Origin of the sequence: Nocardia sp. NPDC049526 (assembly GCF_044465765.1) — a bacterium.
Taxonomy (GTDB): Bacteria; Actinomycetota; Actinomycetes; order Mycobacteriales; family Mycobacteriaceae; genus Nocardia.
In genome coordinates this window covers 1-16,885 of record NZ_JBITMA010000014.1, presented here as the reverse complement: position 1 = coordinate 16,885, position 16,885 = coordinate 1, and the positions used below count along the sequence as shown (strand labels likewise).

Genomic DNA, 16,885 nt, shown 5'->3' with positions numbered 1-16,885 from the left:
ATTACCCGTCAGGTAATCGTGTCGGAGCCGCAGGCTTCGTAGGATCGGCAGGGTGAGTACGCAGACAGCCGGTGACCTGTTGCGCCACTGGCGGCTCGAGCGCAGGCTCAGCCAGCTGGAATTAGCCGGGCGCGCCGAAACCTCCGCGCGGCATCTGAGCTTCATCGAAACGGGTCGCGCGAATCCGAGCCGCACCATGCTCGTGCACCTGTGCGAGCAGTTGGAGATCCCGTTGCGGGAACGCAATCGGCTGCTCCTCGCGGCCGGATTCGCACCCGCCTACGCCGAACCATCCCTCGACACGCCCGCGATGGATGCGGTGCGCGGTGCGATGCGCCAAATCCTCGCGGGCCACGACCCTTATCCCGCGCTGGCCATCGACCAGAGCTGGAATATGATCGACGCCAATTCCGGTGTAGCCCTGCTGTTGACGGGCATCGACCCGAAACTACTCACCGCACCGGTCAATGCCCTGCGCCTGAGCCTGCATCCCGACGGTATGGCCGGCCGCATCGTCAACCTGGCCGAATGGCGCGGCCATATCTTCGAACGCCTGTCGCGCCAGATCGAAGTCACCGGTTCGCCCGAACTGATCGAGCTCCGCGACGAACTGCGCGAATATCCCGGCGGCACAGTCGATCTCACGCTGCCCGAACCGGACCAGGCCGTGGTGCCGCTCCGCCTGCGCCACGACGACCACGAGCTGTCCTTCATCAGCGTCACCACCGTCTTCGGCACACCGATGAACGTGACCGTCGCCGAACTCGCCGTCGAATCGTTCTTCCCGGCCGATGACGAGACGAAGAAGCGCCTCAACGCTGCATCGTGATCGGACTGATTGCCGTGAACAACGCACGGCGCACCGCATTCGGATCGGGGGAGCCTGTGGGAGCCCGGTGTGGTGCATTCGGACGCAGGCAACTCGGTGTGGGCAGGGAGCGGCCGATGGACTTTCTTCGCCGAAGTGGGGGCCGGGCGGGGTAGGTTCGGGAGCGTGGGCAGGGGACCGAGGTGACGGAGGCGGCGAATCTCGCGGCACTGGTCGGCGGGACGGTGGATTCGATCATCGATCTGGGATCACATCATTCGTGGACGTTGCATCGGGCAGTGCTCAGCGACGGTCGCGAGGTCTTCGTGAAGGCCGCGCACGACCAGGCGTCGGTATTCGCTGCGGAGGCGGCGGGGCTGCGGTGGCTCGCCGCGGGGGTGCCGGAGTTGGTGCCCGAGGTGCTGGCTGTCGATGACGGGATGCTGGTGCTGCCCTGGGTTTCAGCGGCCGCGCCGACCGCATCGGCCGCGGAGCGTTTCGAGCGCGAACTTGCTGCGCTGCACGCGGATTCGCCGGGATTCTTCGGTGCGCCGTGGTCGGGTTGGATTGCCGACCTGCCGCTGGACAACACTAGGATCGACGGTTCGTGGGCGCGTTGGTACGCCGACTATCGCCTCGCACCCTACCTACCGCGTGCAGCCGCCGATCTCGGTCGCGAAGGAATTCGCTTGCTGGAACGCGTGATCGAAAACATCGAAACCCTCGCGGGCCCACCCGAACCACCCAGCCGCATCCATGGTGATCTTTGGTCCGGCAATGTCCTGTGGACCGCCGACCGCGCACTCGTCATCGACCCCGCCGCGCACGGCGGTCATCGCGAAACCGACCTCGCCATGCTCGCCCTCTTCGGCGCCCCGCACCTGGACCGAATTCGTGCCGCCTACCACGAAACCCACCCACTCGCCGACGGCTGGCGCAACCGCATCCCCCTGCACCAGCTGCACCCACTCCTCGTCCACGTCGTGCTCTTCGGCGGCTCCTACCGATCCCGAACTCTCACCACCGCCTCGGCCGCCCTCGCTGCATCGCACCCGTAAGACGAGAATCGAGCGCGAACTCGAGGCCGAGGTACTTTGCGCCGGAAGCCACCAGATGTCGTACTCGGGCGGCGTTGTGCGCACGACCCGTGCCGAGTGCGCCAGCCGTGATCACGCATGCGGATCAGTCCGCACCGTACTGGTGGCGTTGTGCGCTGAATGATCGCAAGATGCGGATGGCCGCCTCCTTGGACTCAGCGGCGCAAGGCGCTCTCCCGCTGCATATGCGACAGTTTTTCGGGGTTGCGAACGGAGTAGATGCCGGTGATGAGGCCGTCGTCGATGCGCACCGCCATGACCGTATCGAGCTCGTCGTCGAGCCGTATGACCAGCGCCGGGTAGCCGTTGACCTGGGCCGGTTGCAGCGACAAGGCAGCAGTGATTCTGCCCGGGAAGGCGGCCAGCAGGCGGGCCACCTTCTCGGCTCCGGTGACGGGCCGCGGCAGGGCTTGTTTGATTCCGCCACCATCACCCAGGAGCACGACATCGGGCGCGAGCATATCGAGCAGACCCTGTATGTCGCCGTTTTCGACCGCTCGCTGGAACGCCGCGAGCACGTCTCGGGTTTGGGCCGCCGAAACCGACCCGCGAGGTCGGCGCGCGGCCACATGTGCTCGGGCACGGTGGGCGATCTGACGGACCGCGGCCGGGGTTTTGTCGACGGCTTCGGCGATCTCGTCGTAGGGCAGATCGAACACCTCGCGCAGCACGAACACCGCCCGCTCGGTCGGGGCAAGTGTCTCGAGTACCAGCAGCATCGCCATGGAGACGTTCTCGGCGAGTTCGACATCGTCGGCGACGTCGGGTGTGGTCAGTAGTGGTTCGGGCAGCCAGGGGCCGATGTAGGACTCTTTGCGGCGTCCGAGTGTGCGCAGCCGGTCGAGTGACTGGCGGGTGGCGATTCGGACCAGGTAGGCGCGGTGGTCCTGCACGGTGCCGAGATCGACGCCGGCCCAGCGCAGCCAGGTTTCCTGGAGGACGTCTTCGGCGTCGGCGGCCGAGCCGAGCATTTCGTAGGCGACGGTGAACAGCAGGTTGCGGTGGGTGACAAAGACTTCGGTGGCAGGATCCACACTCACGACTGTGCCCCCGGCATCCGGAAGTGTGTGGCCACGGGTGGCTCCTGTCTCTTGGATCTCGACTGCGTCGTTCACCAGACGCCGGAACACCACATTCTGTGACACCAGGCGTTTGTGACGGGCCTCACCCCGGGTTCAGCTCGTCTTCGCGATGACCTTCTCCGCGAACCTGGACAGGTGCGCGATCTTGGTGTCCAGCGATTCGGTATCCGGTTCGGTGGTGTACGGGTAGCGGAAGCCGACGATCACGTCGGTGACTCCCTTGTCCTCCAACCGCTTCACACCGTCCACGGTGAACCCGTCCAGCGAGATGACGTGGATCTCGAAATCCTTGCGGGTGCCGTACTCGGCGCGCAGGACATCGAGCTTCGCGAGCAGCCGGTCCAATTCGGCCGGATCGCCGCCTGCATGCATCCACCCATCGCCGCGCTGGGCCGCGCGCCGCAAGGCCGGGCCGCTGTGTCCGCCGATGAGGATCGGAATCGGCTCGGTCGGCACCGGGCTGATCTTGATGGGGGGCAGATCGTAGAACTCCCCGTGGAATTCGAAATAGCCGCCCGCGGTGAGCCCGCGCACGATGTCGATGCACTCGTCCATGCGTGCCCCCCGATGTTCGAACGGGACACCCATGATTTCGAAATCATCCGGCCACGGACTGATGCCGACGCCGAACCCGAACCGGTTCCCGCTCAATGCGGCGATCGAGGCAGCCTGCTTGGCCACCAGCACCGGCGGGCGGATGGGCAGCTTCACCACGAAGGGCGTCATCCGCAGCGTCGTCGTGGCCGCCGCGATGGCCGCCGACAGTACGAAGGCCTCGATGAACGGTTTGTCCTCCAGGAATTCGCGAGTGCCGTCGGGGGTGTACGGGTAGGTGGCGTCGGATTCCTTCGGATAGGCCACACTGTCGGCGATCGTCATCGACGTGTACCCGGCCGCCTCCGCGGCCTGTGCCAGCGGCACATAGAAGCTCGGGTCCGTCATCGTCTCGGCATAGGTGAATCGCATCTCACTCGCCTTCCATACTCTCGGCGCTGTGCGCCCTGTTCGATGCGGCGGATATGCCCGCCGCATGTGCACCGGTGCGTCGCCCGAAGTAGGACGCTTCGCCCACCTCCGCGGTCACATCCCACTCGACCGGTTCGGTAATGAGCTGGGGGAGTTCGGTTTCCACGCCCATGGGTTCGAAAACCCTTCCGGAATCAGATAATCGAACATCGCCTGCATATCCGCCGACAGCCGCATGAGCTCGACGGCGGAACCGAGTGCGCCGCCGTCGAGATAGGCGAACTCCATCCCGACGCCCTCGAACGCACCGCGCGCCAGGATCTCGGCTCCGCCGGCCTTCGCCTCGGCCAGCGCCGTGTCATAGTCCTCGGGCACCCACGCGATGTGATGCAGTCCGGGCCCGACTCTGTCCAGATGTTCGGAATACAAACTGGTCCCGGACTTGGGCTCGATCAACTCCAACTGCTGCCCGCCCGCATACCCCAATGCCACCGTGATCGTGTAGTCGGCGGGCGCGCCACGCAATTCGCACAACTGCGGCCCGAAGTGCACGTCCGGGATGGTGAACCACTTAGCGACGCCGTATCGCTCGGTGAACTCGCGCTGAGCCGCCTCGATATCGCGTACCACCCAGCACAGCTGGAAGATCGGGCCCTGCGCGATGGGCATCGGATCACCTCGACTCTGCTGCGCAAAGGCCGCCGCGCCTTCGCTTCGTACCGCCCAATTAAACACTTACGCTTAATGTAGTCAACACTCGGGTTTAGTACAGTGCTGATATGGCCACCGAGGATCCGCGTGCCGCACTGCTCGACGCGGGTGAACGACTCATCGCCGAACGCGGCGTGGACGTTCCGCTCCGCGATATCGCCGCGGCCGCGGGCCAGCGCAACAACTCCGCGGTGCACTACTACTTCGACTCCCGCAGCGGTCTGCTCGAGGCCATCGTCGACCGCCGCATGAACTGGCTCGAAGACCACCGAATGGGACTGCTCGCCCAATACGAGGCCGAGGGCACCGCACATGAGATCCGCACGCTGGTCGCGATGCTCGCCGCCCCCATCCTCGAACTCATCGGCACGGAGCAGGTCACCCACTACGGCCGCTTCCTCGAAGTGGTGCGCGCCCACCCCGTGATCGCCGACGCCCGCCGCCTCGCCGGCGCCGACCGCGCCGCAGTCCGGATCATCGCCACCCGCCTGGACGCGGCTCTTCCGCAACTCCCACCTCGCCGACGCCGCCAGCGGCTGGAAACCATGGCGACCGTCATGTTCGCCCTGATCGCCGACTACGAACGTGCGCTGGAAGCGGGCGTGCGCACCCCTGCCCCGGACAGCGATACCGCCGAGATCATCGACATGATCGTCGCGATGCTCACCGTGCCGGTGCGCGAAGCGACATCGGGTGGTGGGTAGGGATTTTCGCAAGGTGATCCGGGCGAGCTCGGCCATCCACGCGTTTTACGCTGCGGGGCAGTGAATCTGCGTTGATCGGCACGGAATGTGTGCTGGGCCGAGAGAGTGAGCGCCGGTGGTCGACACTGTCCCGGTAGGTGCATGACGTCACGGTCGACTAACCTCGGAGGTCCCATGAGGGAGCCAGCCCGCTTGTTACCGGCATTGCACAACCAGGACGAAAGGCGTTGTGGTGGTAGTTGATTCATGACCGTACTGGCATTGGATATCGGCCCTGCGGAATTCGCCGCGAGCCGGGTGGGCGGTGGCGTCGGCGCACGGGATATCAAGCGAATCCCGATACCGGCGAATGCGGTGTGGGATGGCTGCCGGGATCTGCTGCTCGATGTCGCCGGAGACGACGAGATCACCGCGGTCGGTATTGCCTGCCCGGGGCCGATCGACAAGTCGGCTGGATTGATCGCCCCAGCGGGAATCCCGCAGTGGCACAGTGGATTCGATATCGTGACAGCAGTGCGGAGGTTATTCCCGGTCGCGGCCGTCGAGGTGGCGACCGACGGCCTGTGCGTGACCCTGACCGAACGAAACCTCGGTGGAGCTCACCGCTCGGAGGCAATACTGGCCGGCGCCGGGATTCTCGCCCTGCTCGCAGCGGAACGGGTGGCCCGCAACACACCACCCGGCTTCGGTGCCGAACAAGTCACCGGGCACTTCCACGGCCGAGCCGCCTATCGCCCGGCCGGCCGGCCGATTTGTGGTCGCCACCGGCCGCAGTGAGCAAATTCCCGATCCCGCGTGCATCGATGCACCTTTACCCCTTTCAGCAGGCGTGATGCACATCGCCGTTGACCTCAGCGAAACCGATGGTCTGATAATGAAATTCCCTTTCGACGAGCTGACCCCCAACCAGCTGTCGTTCGCCGAACGCGACGAGCGATATCGGCAGCTGCACGACTGGCCCGAACCCACCTATCGACACAACTCCGGCTTGCGGATGGTCTGGCGCTACGACGACGTGCGGGAGTTGATGGAAGCGGCTCGCCCCGGCATCTCGAACGCGAAATCGCTGGAGCCGCTCGTCGGTTTCGGGCGCATCGCGGCCAACCCCCGCGCCGTCGGCCATCTCTGCCGGCATCTGGTCCCGCTGCCGGCGAAGGCGACCGCGGATCTCACCGACGACGTCCTGCACAAACGGGTGTGGGACACCTTGGCCGGTCCGGCGGGACATTTCACAGTGGCGAGGGCACAACGCCTGCAACGGATCGAGGAACTGACCGAGCATTTCCACCACGCGCTGCGCACCGAACGCGACGCGAGCGACCAGACCCTCGATGTGACGTCCCTGTCCATCGATTACGCGGCCCGGATCGTCGGCGCAGCGGTCGGCTTGCCGCCCGCGGACTGGCCGCATGTGGCGACATGGAGCGGTGCCCAGTCCGGGCTGCTGGGTCGGCGCATGCGCGGGCGCGAATTGGCCGATGCGGTCGGCGGCCTCGGCCGGCTGTTCACGGTGAGCGCCGCCGCCATCGCATCCGGCGGACGGGATCGGACCGATGGATTGCCCGGCCGTCTGCGCGCTGCCCGAATTCCCCGTCGAGTTGCCGTCTCCGCCGTGGCCAACTCGCTGGCCGCGGGCGTGCATACCGTCAGTGGCAGTATTCAGCAGGGCCTGCAGCGCCTGCTGAGCAATCCGGACCGGCAGTGGTGGCACCTGCTCGCCGACCAGGCATCGGCTGCGCACGTAGCGGCCAAGGTACTGCAGCTCGACCCGGGTCTGGTGGCTTGGAAACGGCACGTCGTGGACTCGCTGACGCTGCGCAGCGGCACCGTGCTCCCGACCGGGCCGGTCCTGGTGTTCTGCGCTGCCGCCAACCGGGATCCTCGGGCCTTCCCGAACCCCTTGGATCTGCACGGCGCCGGCAAAGTGCCACTGACCTTCGGATTCGGTAGACACATCTGCCCCGGTAAGCAATTGGCACAGCTCGCAGTCGAGGTGTTCCTGCGAGAATTGCGCGCTCTCGCACCCGCCGCACGTCTGGTACCGGCGCGGCAGCCGTCTCGAGCACGCCCGTCCGACTTGCTGTTCAGCGGAGCCGACATCGTCATTGTCATCGGCTGAACCACTCGAGGTATCGCAATGGAGTACTACGAGCTGGACATCACGGGTGTCGACGAATGGACCGAAACCTCCAACAGTTTCGTCCCGATGGATCATCGCTACCGCGAACCCGAGCGCTGGCAGGTGGCCATGACCGTGCAGCAGACGACCACCTACCGCCTGCTGCGCTGGGATCAGCCCGGCGACCGGCTGGCTTTCCGCACCCCGTCGAACATCCGTCGTGTATCGGCCGAGGACTTCTACTGGGTAGTCGTCCCACAGCGGGGAGATTTCGCCGCGGCCGATGAGCACGGAGTCACTCGAATCTCACCGGGCCAGGCGGCGGTGCTGGCGCTGGATCGGCAGTGCCGGCTGCATATCCCCGGGTCGGTGGCCTATGGCTTCCAGGTACCGCGTGCCGAGTTCGCGCGACCCGGCCTACGACAGCCGGTGCTCGACCTCGGCTCGGGTCTCGGCAGGATCGCGGCGGGCATGATCCGTGATCTGCATGCCGAACGGTCCGCGTTGACGAGCCGGGAGTTCAACGCGGTCGGTGACCGGATCGCCGAGCTGCTCTGCATGATGAGCGCGGGTGATACCGGCCCGCAGCAGACTCATCTGACACAGCTCGCCGAGACCGTCCGGCAGTACGTGCGCCAACACATCGGAGCAGCGGACCTCCGGCTGCCCGAAGTGGCGCGGGCATTGGGCTGGTCGCCGCGACAGCTGCGCACCGCACTGCATCAGGCGGGCACCACGTATCGGGAAGTGCGCCAAGACGAAGCACTGCGGGCGGCTCGGACCATGCTCGAAAACCCCGACACGACAGCGACAATCGGAGAGGTGGCCGTGCGCAGCGGCTTCACCCTCACCTGGTTCTCCGCTGCCTTCAAGGCACGATACGGTGAGACACCGAGAGAGTTTCGCAAACGCCGGTTGGCCGAGTCGGTCCGGCCCACGACAACTCTCGGCCGAGTACCACCGCAATAGTGAGCACTGCCCGGTCACTTGCTCCATGAGCTCCGTGAGCAACCGCAATACCCGATCCATCTCGGCTTCGGTCATCTGAGCGAGCACGGGCCCTCGAATGGGTAACTGTAGTACTGACGGGCCTGCGTCGGTGCCGTGACGATTCGTTGCGCATCGGGCTTCTCGCGGACGACACCGGCGTAGATCGGCACATCAGTGGTCAGCTGTTCCAGTCGCCGATACATATCCGGGGCGTCGACGAGTGGCCTTACATCGGCGTCCGCAAGCGGAATATCAATGCCCTTCCGATCACCTGCATCGCTGCCCGGCTTTGTTTTTTGTGCCGTCGAATTCTGTTGCGAGGCAGGAGCTGTGGGTTCGCGTGGCGAGGCGTGCATCAGCCGTCGACACTGACCTGGCACAGCTCGCCCCAGCCGTTCGATCAGCAACCGACCAGGTCAGGCAAGTCCGCTCCGGCAGTTCCGCACGGTCGCGGCCGGTCGGCGATCCGCGAAGATCGGAGTACATCGTGGCAGATCTCTTGCCGTTCGTGATCGCCGGAATTGTATCCGGCTCGGTTTATGGGCTGGCCGCAACGGGTTTGGTGCTCACCTATAAGACCTCGGGAGTGTTCAACTTCGCCCACGGCGCTATGGCCACTGTGTCGGCGTACGCGTTCTACACCTTGCACGTCATCGATGGTGTCGTATGGCAGCTGGCCCTGGCGATTTGTGTGCTCGGGATCGGTCCTGCCCTGGGTGCGGCACTGGAATTGCTGGCCCGCGTGGTCGACGGGGCGAGTTTGGAATTGCGGATCGCCGCGACGGTCGGCATTCTGCTTGTTGTCCAGGCGGGGGCGAGTCTGTACTACGGGCAGAAGACGCCGCGGATCGTTCCGATCTTCCTGCCCCAGGGCGGATTCGCCGCCTTCGGTGTGCGGGTGCAGTGGTCGGATGTCGCAACCTTCGGCGTCGCGGTACTGGCGACCGCCGCGTTATCGGCCGCGCTGCGGTTCACCCGAGGTGGCATCGCGATGCGCGCGGTCGTCGGGAATGCGGCATTGCTGGATCTGGCCGGGACGAGCTCGGTGCGCACGCGTCGATCGGCGTGGTGTGTGGGCACTGGTCTGGCATCGCTGTCCGGGGTGCTGTTCGCGCCGTTGATTCCGCTAGATCCCATGCAGTTGACGTTGCTGGTCGTCCAGGCGTTCGGAGCGGCGGCCATCGGCCGATTCACCAGTCTGCCGTGGAGTTTCGGCGGCGGACTGCTCATCGGGGTGCTCGCCGCGTTGGCTACGCACTACTTCACCACCGGGGCGGCCGCGGGAGTTCCCACCGCATTGCCGTTTTTGGCGTTGTTCCTCGTGCTGCTGATCATGCCGCGTCGCTACCTGATGGACCGGGACCGGGCGGTCCGGCGGATCCGGTCCGGTTGGACTGCGCCACCGGCGTTGCAATCCGCGGGTGCGGTCGTGGTGTTGATGGTGCTCGCGCTGGTTCCGTTGTTCGCGGGCATCCACTTGACGGATTGGACTGTGGCGCTGGCAATGACGCTGGTCTTTCTGTCGCTCGGTCTGTTGGTCCGCACGTCCGGTCAAGTCTCGCTGTGCCATATGGCATTCACCGCGATCGGAGCCTGCGCGTTCTCGCACCTGGCTGTCGATCGGCAGTGGCCGTGGCCGCTCGCGTTCATCGGCTGCGGACTGGTGGTCCTACCGATAGGTGCGGTGTTGTCGATTCCGGCCATTCGGCTCAGCGGCCTGTATCTGGCATTGGCGACCTTCGGATTCGGCGTCGTAGTACAGATGATGTTCTACAGCGAGCCCTATATGTTCGGCACCAGTGGTCTGGGCCTGAAAATGCCGCGCCCCAGCGTATTCGGACTCGACTCCGACCCGTCGTTCTACCGTTTCGTGCTGGTGCTGGCCACGGTCGGCACGCTGATTGTGGTGGCGTTGGACAAGAGCAGGCTCGGACGACTGCTCCGGGGGCTGGCCGAATCGCCGACCGCGCTGCGGACCAACGGTGTCACAGTCGAAGTCACCCGCGTTCTCGTCTTCTGCGTTTCGGCATTTCTGGCCGCATTGGGTGGCGCACTCGCCGGAATGGCCCAGACCACCGCCTCGGCGGCGAATTACCAGCCGCTGCTATCGGTTACCTATTTCGCGGTCATCGTCGTCGTGGTGGGCCGGGAGCCCTGGTATCCGCTGCTGGCCGCGGTGGCGCTCATCCTGGTGCCCTCCTATGTCCAAGTCGCCGGCATGTCGCTGTGGCTCCAGGTCCTGTTCGGCATCCTGGTGGTGCTGCGTGCCGCCACCGCGAGCCGCCTCGAAGTTCCCGGCCTGATTCGATCCTGGCTGGACAACACGTTTCGCCGCCACCGGTCCTCGGCGGTCTTCGCGGCGGAACCCGCCACCGAGCAGCCCGCAACGGTGCTGGACGTTCACGATCTTTCGGTTCGCTTCGGAGGCGTGGTGGCAGTCGACGGCCTCTCGTTCGAGGCGTGCACCGGGCGGATCACCGGACTCATCGGCCCTAACGGGGCGGGCAAGACCACCACCTTCGATGCCTGCACCGGTCTCGTCCAGGCCCACGCCGGCGAGGTGCGACTGCGGGACCAGGTGATCAGCCGAGCCTCGACCGCGCGCCGGGCGCGGCTGGGCATCGGGCGAACCTTTCAGCAGACCGAACTGTTCGACTCCCTTACTGTCGCCGAAAACGTCGCGATGGGCGCCGAAGGTCCACTCGCCGGCGCAAACCCGCTGGCCCAACTGGTCTCGGCCCACGGACAGGCCCGGCGGGTGCACACGGCGACGGCCTCGGCTATGGCGTTGTGCGGTATCGAATCCATCGCGGATTCTCGCGTCGGTGCACTGTCCACCGGGCAACGAAGACTGGTCGAGCTCGCCAGATGTCTTGCCGGGCCATATCGGATCCTGTTGCTCGACGAGCCCAGTGCGGGCCTCGATCGCTCGGAAACCGCGCACTTCGGGCAGATCCTGCGGCAGGTCGTCGCCGCACGTGGCGTCGGAATCGTTCTGGTCGAGCACGATATGTCGCTGGTGCTCGAGATCTGCGAGGAGATCTTCGTACTCGACTTCGGTCGCCTGATATTCCGGGGCTCGCCCGCGCAGGTCCGCGCGTCGGAGGTGGTGCAGCACGCCTACCTCGGCGAGCCGGTCACCGACGAACACCGGATGACGGAGCCCGTCGCATGACCGACACCGACTACGCGCTCGAATTGCGCTCGATCACCGCGGGATACGGCACCACGATCGTGCTGCACGACGTCGACCTCGCGGTTGCGCCTCGGTCGGTGGTGGCGCTGCTCGGGCCGAACGGCGCCGGAAAGTCGACGCTGCTGCGGGTGGCCTCCGGACTGCTTCCGGCGCGATCGGGGACGGTGTCGATAGGCGGGGCCGATCTGACCCGCGCTCGCCCGGTGCGCCGCGCCCGCGCGGGCCTGTGCCTGATCCCCGAAGGCCGAGGTGTATTCGCGGACTTGACGGTTCGGGAGAACCTGCGCCTCCTGATGCCGCCGTGGCGCCGAGGTAGCACCGACGACGTGCTCGATATCTTCCCCGCGCTGCGGGCGAAGCTCGATCAACGGGCCGGCTCGCTATCCGGTGGCCAGCAGCAGATGCTGGCACTGGGGCGCGCCTGGCTGGCCGATCCATCGGTTGTCCTGCTCGACGAGGTGTCCATGGGCCTGGCTCCGCTGGTCGTGGACGAGATCTTCACGGCGCTCGGCGAATTGCGTACCACCGGCTCGGCGATTGTGCTGGTCGAGCAGTACGTCGACCACGCCATGACGATGGCCGATCACGTGGTGTTGCTCAGCCGCGGCACCGTCGCGTTCGCCGGCCCCACCGCAGATATCGACCGAGATGCCGTGCTGCAGAACTATCTCGGCATCGACGGCGGCCACACAGACTTGCCGGCGTTGCCGGCAGGACACCCACCCGGAACCGCGGCCGGGCGATGGGCGTAGCGAATCGAATGCTCGGAATCCGTACAGGAGTGGAGTAATGAAGAAAACAAGGTTTCTGTGGTGGGCCGCGCCGATGCTGGCGGCGGCGCTCGCGCTCACGTCGTGTTCCGCCGACTCGACGAGTGGCGGGTCTGAATCCGTTGGCCCAGTGAAGGTTTCCGATGGCGGGCTGAAGGGCGATCCGATCCTCATCGGGTCGATCTGCAGCTGCACCGGCCCGGCCGCCGCGTCGGTGGGACACGCCAGCGATGTGCTGCAGGCATGGGCATCGTGGGTCAATGATCGCGGCGGAATCAATGGGCACCCGGTCAAACTCGTCGCATACGATGACGAGCAGAATCCGACAACAGCGCTGGCCGTCGCGAAGAAACTGGTCGAACAGGACAAGGTGGTCGCAATCGTCGGCCAGACCAGCCTGGTCAGTTCGAGTTGGCAGAATTACGTCGACAGCAAGGGCATACCGGTCATCGGCGGACAGCCGGTCGATGCCCCGTTCATCACCGACCCGAACTTCTTCGCCTCCGGAACCACGCTGCCGGTGCTGATGCTGGGTGAGGTGGCCCAGGCCAAACAAGCGGGCGCGAAGACCCTCGGCGTCTACTATTGTGCCGAAATTCCGGTCTGCGAGCAGCTTCCGCAGATGCTGAAACCAATGGCCGAACAGGCCGGTCTGGGATTCTCGGCGGAGAAAGTCGCGATTGCCGCGCCGAACTACATCGCTCCCTGTCTCGAATTCAAGGACAAGGGTGTCGACGCCGTATTCCCCGGCGTCTCGGTCGAGGCGATTTCGCGCATCGCGGCCTCGTGTGCGCAGCAGGGTTACAAACCGATTCAGGCTCCTACCGGTGTGAGCCTGCAGCGAGCGTGGGCCACGGACCCGAACTTCGAGGGCAGCATCTTCGCGGGCTCGAACGCGCTGTACACCGATGACTCGATTCCCGCCATCAAGGACTTCGGCGACGCCCTCGACAAATACATTCCCGGCCTTCGGGGCAGCGGGGACTTCAGCGCGCCGCTGCTGTGGCCGTGGGCAGGTGGGCAGCTGTTCCTGGCGGCGGCCAGAGCAGCCAACCTCTCGCCGTCTTCGACCAGCGCGGATGCGATCAAGGGACTGCGCGCACTGCGCGAGGAGACCCTCGACGGTCTCGCTCCGCCGCTGACCTTCCCCGAAGGCCAACCGGGGTTCCCGCTGTGCTACTTCACCGGAACCACCAAAGGCGGTGTATTCCACTCCGCCAACGGTGGTAAGCCGACGTGCATCGACCAGGCAACTGCCGCTGCGCTGATGAAGGCACTCACGCCGTCATAACCATCCGAACCCGTATTCGGCGAGGCGGTGGCGTTGCGCCGCCTCGCCGACAAGGACGGCGAGGATCACCGACGGCTCCGCAAAGCGATCAGCAATGTATTCACACCCGCCGGAGTAGCCGCGCTCGATCTCGTATCCAGCGAAGCGCCGTCGAGATCATCGACACGATTGTCGCCATGCTCACTGTGCCGGTGCGCGAAGCGGTATCGGGGGTTGGGTCAGGAGGTGATCGGGAGGTCGAGGCTGGCCAGCAGGTCGATCACACGTCGGCGGATATCGTCGCGGATCGGCCGCACGTCGGCCACCGGTAGCCCGGCCGGGTCGTCCACCCCCCAATCCTCGTACCGGATGCCGGCCACCAGTGGGCACACGTCGCCGCACCCCATGGTGATGATGACGTCGGCGGCCAGGATGATCTCGTCGGTCCACGTCTTGGGAAACTCGTGGGAGATGTCGATGCCCACCTCGGCCATGGCCGCGACCGCCGCCGCGTTGAGCGCGCCGCTCGGCTCGGACCCGCCGGACCAGGCCAATACCCGACCCCGTGCGTAGTGCTCGAAGAAGCCCAGCGCCATCTGCGAACGTCCGGCATTGAATGTGCACAGGAACAGCACCACCGGGACCGCGTGCTCGACGCGGCCCTCCACCTTGGCCCGAGCATGCAGCTGCTGCCGGGCGAAGCGCTCGGCCAGCAGCGGCACGTACAGCTTCACCGGCGCGCGTGCCGTGATCTGCGCGTAGGAGTCGTGCAGGAAATGGTGAATCGTGTTGGCGTCGAACAAGATCGTGAACTCGCGGTGCAGCCGCCGCTCGGCACGGGCGAGCGCCGTGCCGTGCACTATGTCGAGGAGTCGGTACGCCGGGGTGATCTCGGCGTATCCGGCCGGGTTCGTCCGCTCGGGCGTAGGCACAGTAGTGAGGGTGACACCGACACCCCTGCGCGGCAACCAAACTGGGGATGAACCGTATCGAACCTGCAGACCACAAAGCGGCGTATCGCCGAAGAAACCCCTCGATACGGCGCGCGTCGCGAAAACCGTTAGCGCAGAGAACCTTCCGCCGGGGCGGTGGGTATGGTGCAAGCCACGACCACCCGCGCGAGTTCGTCGAGGGTTCATCGCTCGATGCGCCCGCGCATCCATGCCCGCGGCGACCCGTCCACCGCACCGTGACCGCTGATGTTCCCGGCAGGGGCTGGAGATCCTGATCGGACTAAGGGATCAGGTCCAGCACGGTGCTGGATTTCACCTGCATGATCGCGGTGTTGATCGCCACCGCAGACGCAAGGACAAGGCTGGCGATCGGTTCGCGCAACCGCTTGTCGATCATCAGCGCGTAGGTTTCGGCCGCCACGATCGCCCGCTCCAGGCCTGCCGTGGTTCTGATGATCCGGGCGATTTCCGAGCCGGTGTGATCGACGATCGTGAACCTTCGAGGTTGGAGCAGCCGGTCGGCGTGGATCGTCCCGATTCGGGTGCCGTCGGCAAGCAGCGCGAAACGCTTTTTACCCATCCAGTTCTCCTGAACAATCCGACCGATCGGCTGTCCGGCGGGCCCGTCGACGATGACCTTCGACTTGAACACCTTTCGAGGGCGGGTCACCGTCAGCGCCGGAATGTCCGAGGCATCTCGCATCTCGAGGCGGTGGGTGTAGAAATTGTTGAAGTCACCGAAAAAGCGAGCGGCCTTCTTCAGTTGACTCTGACCGACCTCCACTACGGACCCGAGTCGCTGGCCGTTCTCGTCCAGCACCGCATACGCGGTGGACATCTCGATCAGCTTGGGCTTCTGATCGATCACCAGCACCGGCTCGGTGTAAAGCGTTCCACCACAACGTCGTTCGGTGCTGGTCGGTTGTTCGGAAGTTGCCATTGCTTTCCTCTTCGATGCGGTCCGGGGAATCCGGCTATGAATAGGCTCCGCGACCGGCGGCACCCCATCAAGGCACCCAAGGGTGCGGTCAGCGCTCCCCGCTGACCCCTATGACAACGGAGGACGGCCGGTGAGGAGAAGCCCTTCGGGGTGGGCGATGTCCACACCATGGGTGACTATCGCCAACTGCGCACCTGACCGAATCTATTCATGCAAGCCGACGAAATCTCACACGAGGAAAGACACGCATCCTGTGCATCTCATCGCCGTCATTGTGCTGACTGCAGTCATCGCCGGGCTCCTGCGCCGGTTGGTGATTCCGGAGCGGCGCCGCAGCCTGGCCACTCCGCCCAACGGGCCGCAGGATTGGATGCCCGATCTCGGTTACGCCCGGGTGCGTCCGATGCGGCTGCGCGGCCCGTTCATCGCACTCACCGCGCTCTGGTCGGCGCTGCTGATCACCGAGATCGCGAGGAATCCGGACGCGGACAATGTGATGCTCTACATCTATTTGCTCGCGCTCGCCGCTTCGGCCGTCAACCTCACTGCGATCCACCTCCAATGGCGGTTCGCGCACGGAGTCCTCGACCATCTTGCCCACACTGCGGGCAGGTGAATCATGGTCGTGGCCATCATCGTGCTGATGCTCGTACCCGTCGTTGCCGGATCTGTGCTCGTGTGGCGATATATGCGTCCTGTCCGAGTGTTCGAATCTGCCGACAAAGGCGCGAATCGTGAAATCAGCCGCGCATTGAACGCTCGCGAGTTACCCCCGGACGCGACCGCCGAATCGTGGATCCCGCGCCTGCAACAGGCGCAGCATGCAGCTTCGCGCCAGCGCGTGCTGTATACCGGTCTCGCCGCGCTGTTCATGGTGCTGCTCGCCATCGGCCTCGGTGGCGGTCTGCACCTGACAGACTGGCGGCTGTACTGGTATTCCGCGTCGCTCGTCGGCTGGGCATGGGCCGCACATGTCGCACACCGCAACGCACGCACCGCCGATCAGCTGTTGCACCAGTTCGGTGACCTCTCCGCGGTGATGGAGAGGACACGCAATAACATCACCGAATCCGATCCGAACCGCCAGTGCAACGTCGCCCACCGCCTGTGAATCGGTGAGGTGCATCTCCTCGACTCAGGTGGCGACTGGAGCCCGCCTGGCTCGTTCGATGAGGTGTTGTACGAGGTTCAGTAGTACTTCTTTGGCGGAGGCGCGGTTGCGGGCGTCGCACAGCATGACCGGGATGTGGTTGTCGAGGTCGAGTGCGTCGCGGACTTC

General features: G+C 65.4%; 17 protein-coding genes. 11 read left to right on the top strand and 6 right to left on the bottom strand.

Annotated features, from left to right (window positions below; genetic code table 11):
- The first annotated feature begins 43 nt into the window (after positions 1-43).
- Both ACIBW7_RS34105 and ACIBW7_RS34100 read left to right on the top strand, forming a co-directional pair.
- Complete coding sequence (locus tag ACIBW7_RS34105) at positions 44-829, top strand: helix-turn-helix domain-containing protein (RefSeq protein ID WP_397053925.1); 786 nt, start codon at positions 44-46, stop codon at positions 827-829.
- 182 nt (positions 830-1,011) lie between these two features.
- Positions 1,012-1,866 carry a fructosamine kinase family protein gene (locus ACIBW7_RS34100; protein WP_397053626.1) on the top strand — a complete coding sequence of 285 codons (855 nt, stop codon included), beginning with the start codon at positions 1,012-1,014 and terminating at the stop codon, positions 1,864-1,866.
- Positions 1,867-2,060: 194 nt separating this feature from the next.
- Here ACIBW7_RS34100 and ACIBW7_RS34095 read toward each other — a convergent pair whose 3' ends face one another.
- From ACIBW7_RS34095 to ACIBW7_RS34085, 3 genes are all read right to left on the bottom strand, one after another.
- Positions 2,061-2,945 (bottom strand): RNA polymerase sigma-70 factor, encoded by an 885-nt coding sequence (locus tag ACIBW7_RS34095; RefSeq protein ID WP_397053624.1) that lies wholly within the window; start codon positions 2,943-2,945, stop codon positions 2,061-2,063.
- A gap of 135 nt (positions 2,946-3,080) precedes the next feature.
- Complete coding sequence (locus tag ACIBW7_RS34090; protein ID WP_397053622.1) at positions 3,081-3,953, bottom strand: TIGR03619 family F420-dependent LLM class oxidoreductase; 873 nt, start codon at positions 3,951-3,953, stop codon at positions 3,081-3,083.
- Positions 3,954-4,067: 114 nt separating this feature from the next.
- Positions 4,068-4,622, bottom strand: a complete 555-nt coding sequence (locus ACIBW7_RS34085) for a VOC family protein (RefSeq protein WP_397053621.1) — start codon at positions 4,620-4,622, stop codon at positions 4,068-4,070.
- Between the two features lie 110 nt (positions 4,623-4,732).
- On the opposite strand from ACIBW7_RS34085, the gene ACIBW7_RS34080 reads away from it, so the two are divergent.
- From ACIBW7_RS34080 to ACIBW7_RS34065, 4 genes are all read left to right on the top strand, one after another.
- Complete coding sequence (locus ACIBW7_RS34080; RefSeq protein WP_397053619.1) at positions 4,733-5,368, top strand: TetR family transcriptional regulator; 636 nt, start codon at positions 4,733-4,735, stop codon at positions 5,366-5,368.
- A gap of 246 nt (positions 5,369-5,614) precedes the next feature.
- Positions 5,615-6,145: a hypothetical protein gene (locus tag ACIBW7_RS34075; protein ID WP_397053618.1), complete on the top strand. Its 531-nt coding sequence runs from the start codon at positions 5,615-5,617 to the stop codon at positions 6,143-6,145.
- A 97-nt stretch (positions 6,146-6,242) separates the two neighbouring features.
- Positions 6,243-7,487, top strand: a complete 1,245-nt coding sequence (locus tag ACIBW7_RS34070) for a hypothetical protein (RefSeq protein ID WP_397053616.1) — start codon at positions 6,243-6,245, stop codon at positions 7,485-7,487.
- Between the two features lie 18 nt (positions 7,488-7,505).
- The gene (locus tag ACIBW7_RS34065; protein WP_397053614.1) at positions 7,506-8,456 is read left to right on the top strand and encodes an AraC family transcriptional regulator; all 951 of its coding nucleotides are present in this window, start codon (positions 7,506-7,508) and stop codon (positions 8,454-8,456) included.
- 71 nt (positions 8,457-8,527) lie between these two features.
- Here the strand turns inward: ACIBW7_RS34065 and ACIBW7_RS34060 are convergent, their stop codons facing one another.
- Positions 8,528-8,884, bottom strand: a complete 357-nt coding sequence (locus tag ACIBW7_RS34060) for a hypothetical protein (RefSeq protein ID WP_397053612.1) — start codon at positions 8,882-8,884, stop codon at positions 8,528-8,530.
- Between the two features lie 80 nt (positions 8,885-8,964).
- On the opposite strand from ACIBW7_RS34060, the gene ACIBW7_RS34055 reads away from it, so the two are divergent.
- Genes ACIBW7_RS34055 through ACIBW7_RS34045 form a run of 3 tightly spaced genes read left to right on the top strand, consistent with a single transcriptional unit; the run spans position 8,965 to position 13,734 of the window.
- Complete coding sequence (locus tag ACIBW7_RS34055) at positions 8,965-11,652, top strand: ATP-binding cassette domain-containing protein (protein ID WP_397053610.1); 2,688 nt, start codon at positions 8,965-8,967, stop codon at positions 11,650-11,652.
- Positions 11,649-12,425 carry an ABC transporter ATP-binding protein gene (locus tag ACIBW7_RS34050; RefSeq protein ID WP_397053608.1) on the top strand — a complete coding sequence of 259 codons (777 nt, stop codon included), beginning with the start codon at positions 11,649-11,651 and terminating at the stop codon, positions 12,423-12,425. Before ACIBW7_RS34055 ends, ACIBW7_RS34050 begins: the two co-directional genes overlap by 4 nt.
- Positions 12,426-12,462: 37 nt before the next feature.
- The gene (locus ACIBW7_RS34045) at positions 12,463-13,734 is read left to right on the top strand and encodes an ABC transporter substrate-binding protein (RefSeq protein ID WP_397053606.1); all 1,272 of its coding nucleotides are present in this window, start codon (positions 12,463-12,465) and stop codon (positions 13,732-13,734) included.
- Between the two features lie 218 nt (positions 13,735-13,952).
- On the opposite strand, the gene ACIBW7_RS34040 is transcribed toward ACIBW7_RS34045, so the two are convergent.
- Both ACIBW7_RS34040 and ACIBW7_RS34035 read right to left on the bottom strand, forming a co-directional pair.
- On the bottom strand, positions 13,953-14,603 hold the full coding sequence (locus tag ACIBW7_RS34040) for a three-helix bundle dimerization domain-containing protein (RefSeq protein ID WP_397053923.1): 651 nt from the start codon (positions 14,601-14,603) through the stop codon (positions 13,953-13,955).
- A 343-nt stretch (positions 14,604-14,946) separates the two neighbouring features.
- Positions 14,947-15,669, bottom strand: coding sequence for a phospholipid scramblase-related protein (locus ACIBW7_RS34035; RefSeq protein ID WP_397053604.1), 723 nt, complete (start codon positions 15,667-15,669; stop codon positions 14,947-14,949).
- 190 nt (positions 15,670-15,859) lie between these two features.
- Here ACIBW7_RS34035 and ACIBW7_RS34030 point away from each other — a divergent pair, with 190 nt between their 5' ends.
- On the top strand, positions 15,860-16,222 hold the full coding sequence (locus tag ACIBW7_RS34030; protein WP_397053602.1) for a hypothetical protein: 363 nt from the start codon (positions 15,860-15,862) through the stop codon (positions 16,220-16,222).
- A gap of 3 nt (positions 16,223-16,225) precedes the next feature.
- Entirely contained in the window at positions 16,226-16,717 is a 492-nt protein-coding gene (locus tag ACIBW7_RS34025; RefSeq protein ID WP_397053601.1) for a hypothetical protein, read from the top strand.
- The last annotated feature ends 168 nt before the right edge of the window (positions 16,718-16,885 follow it).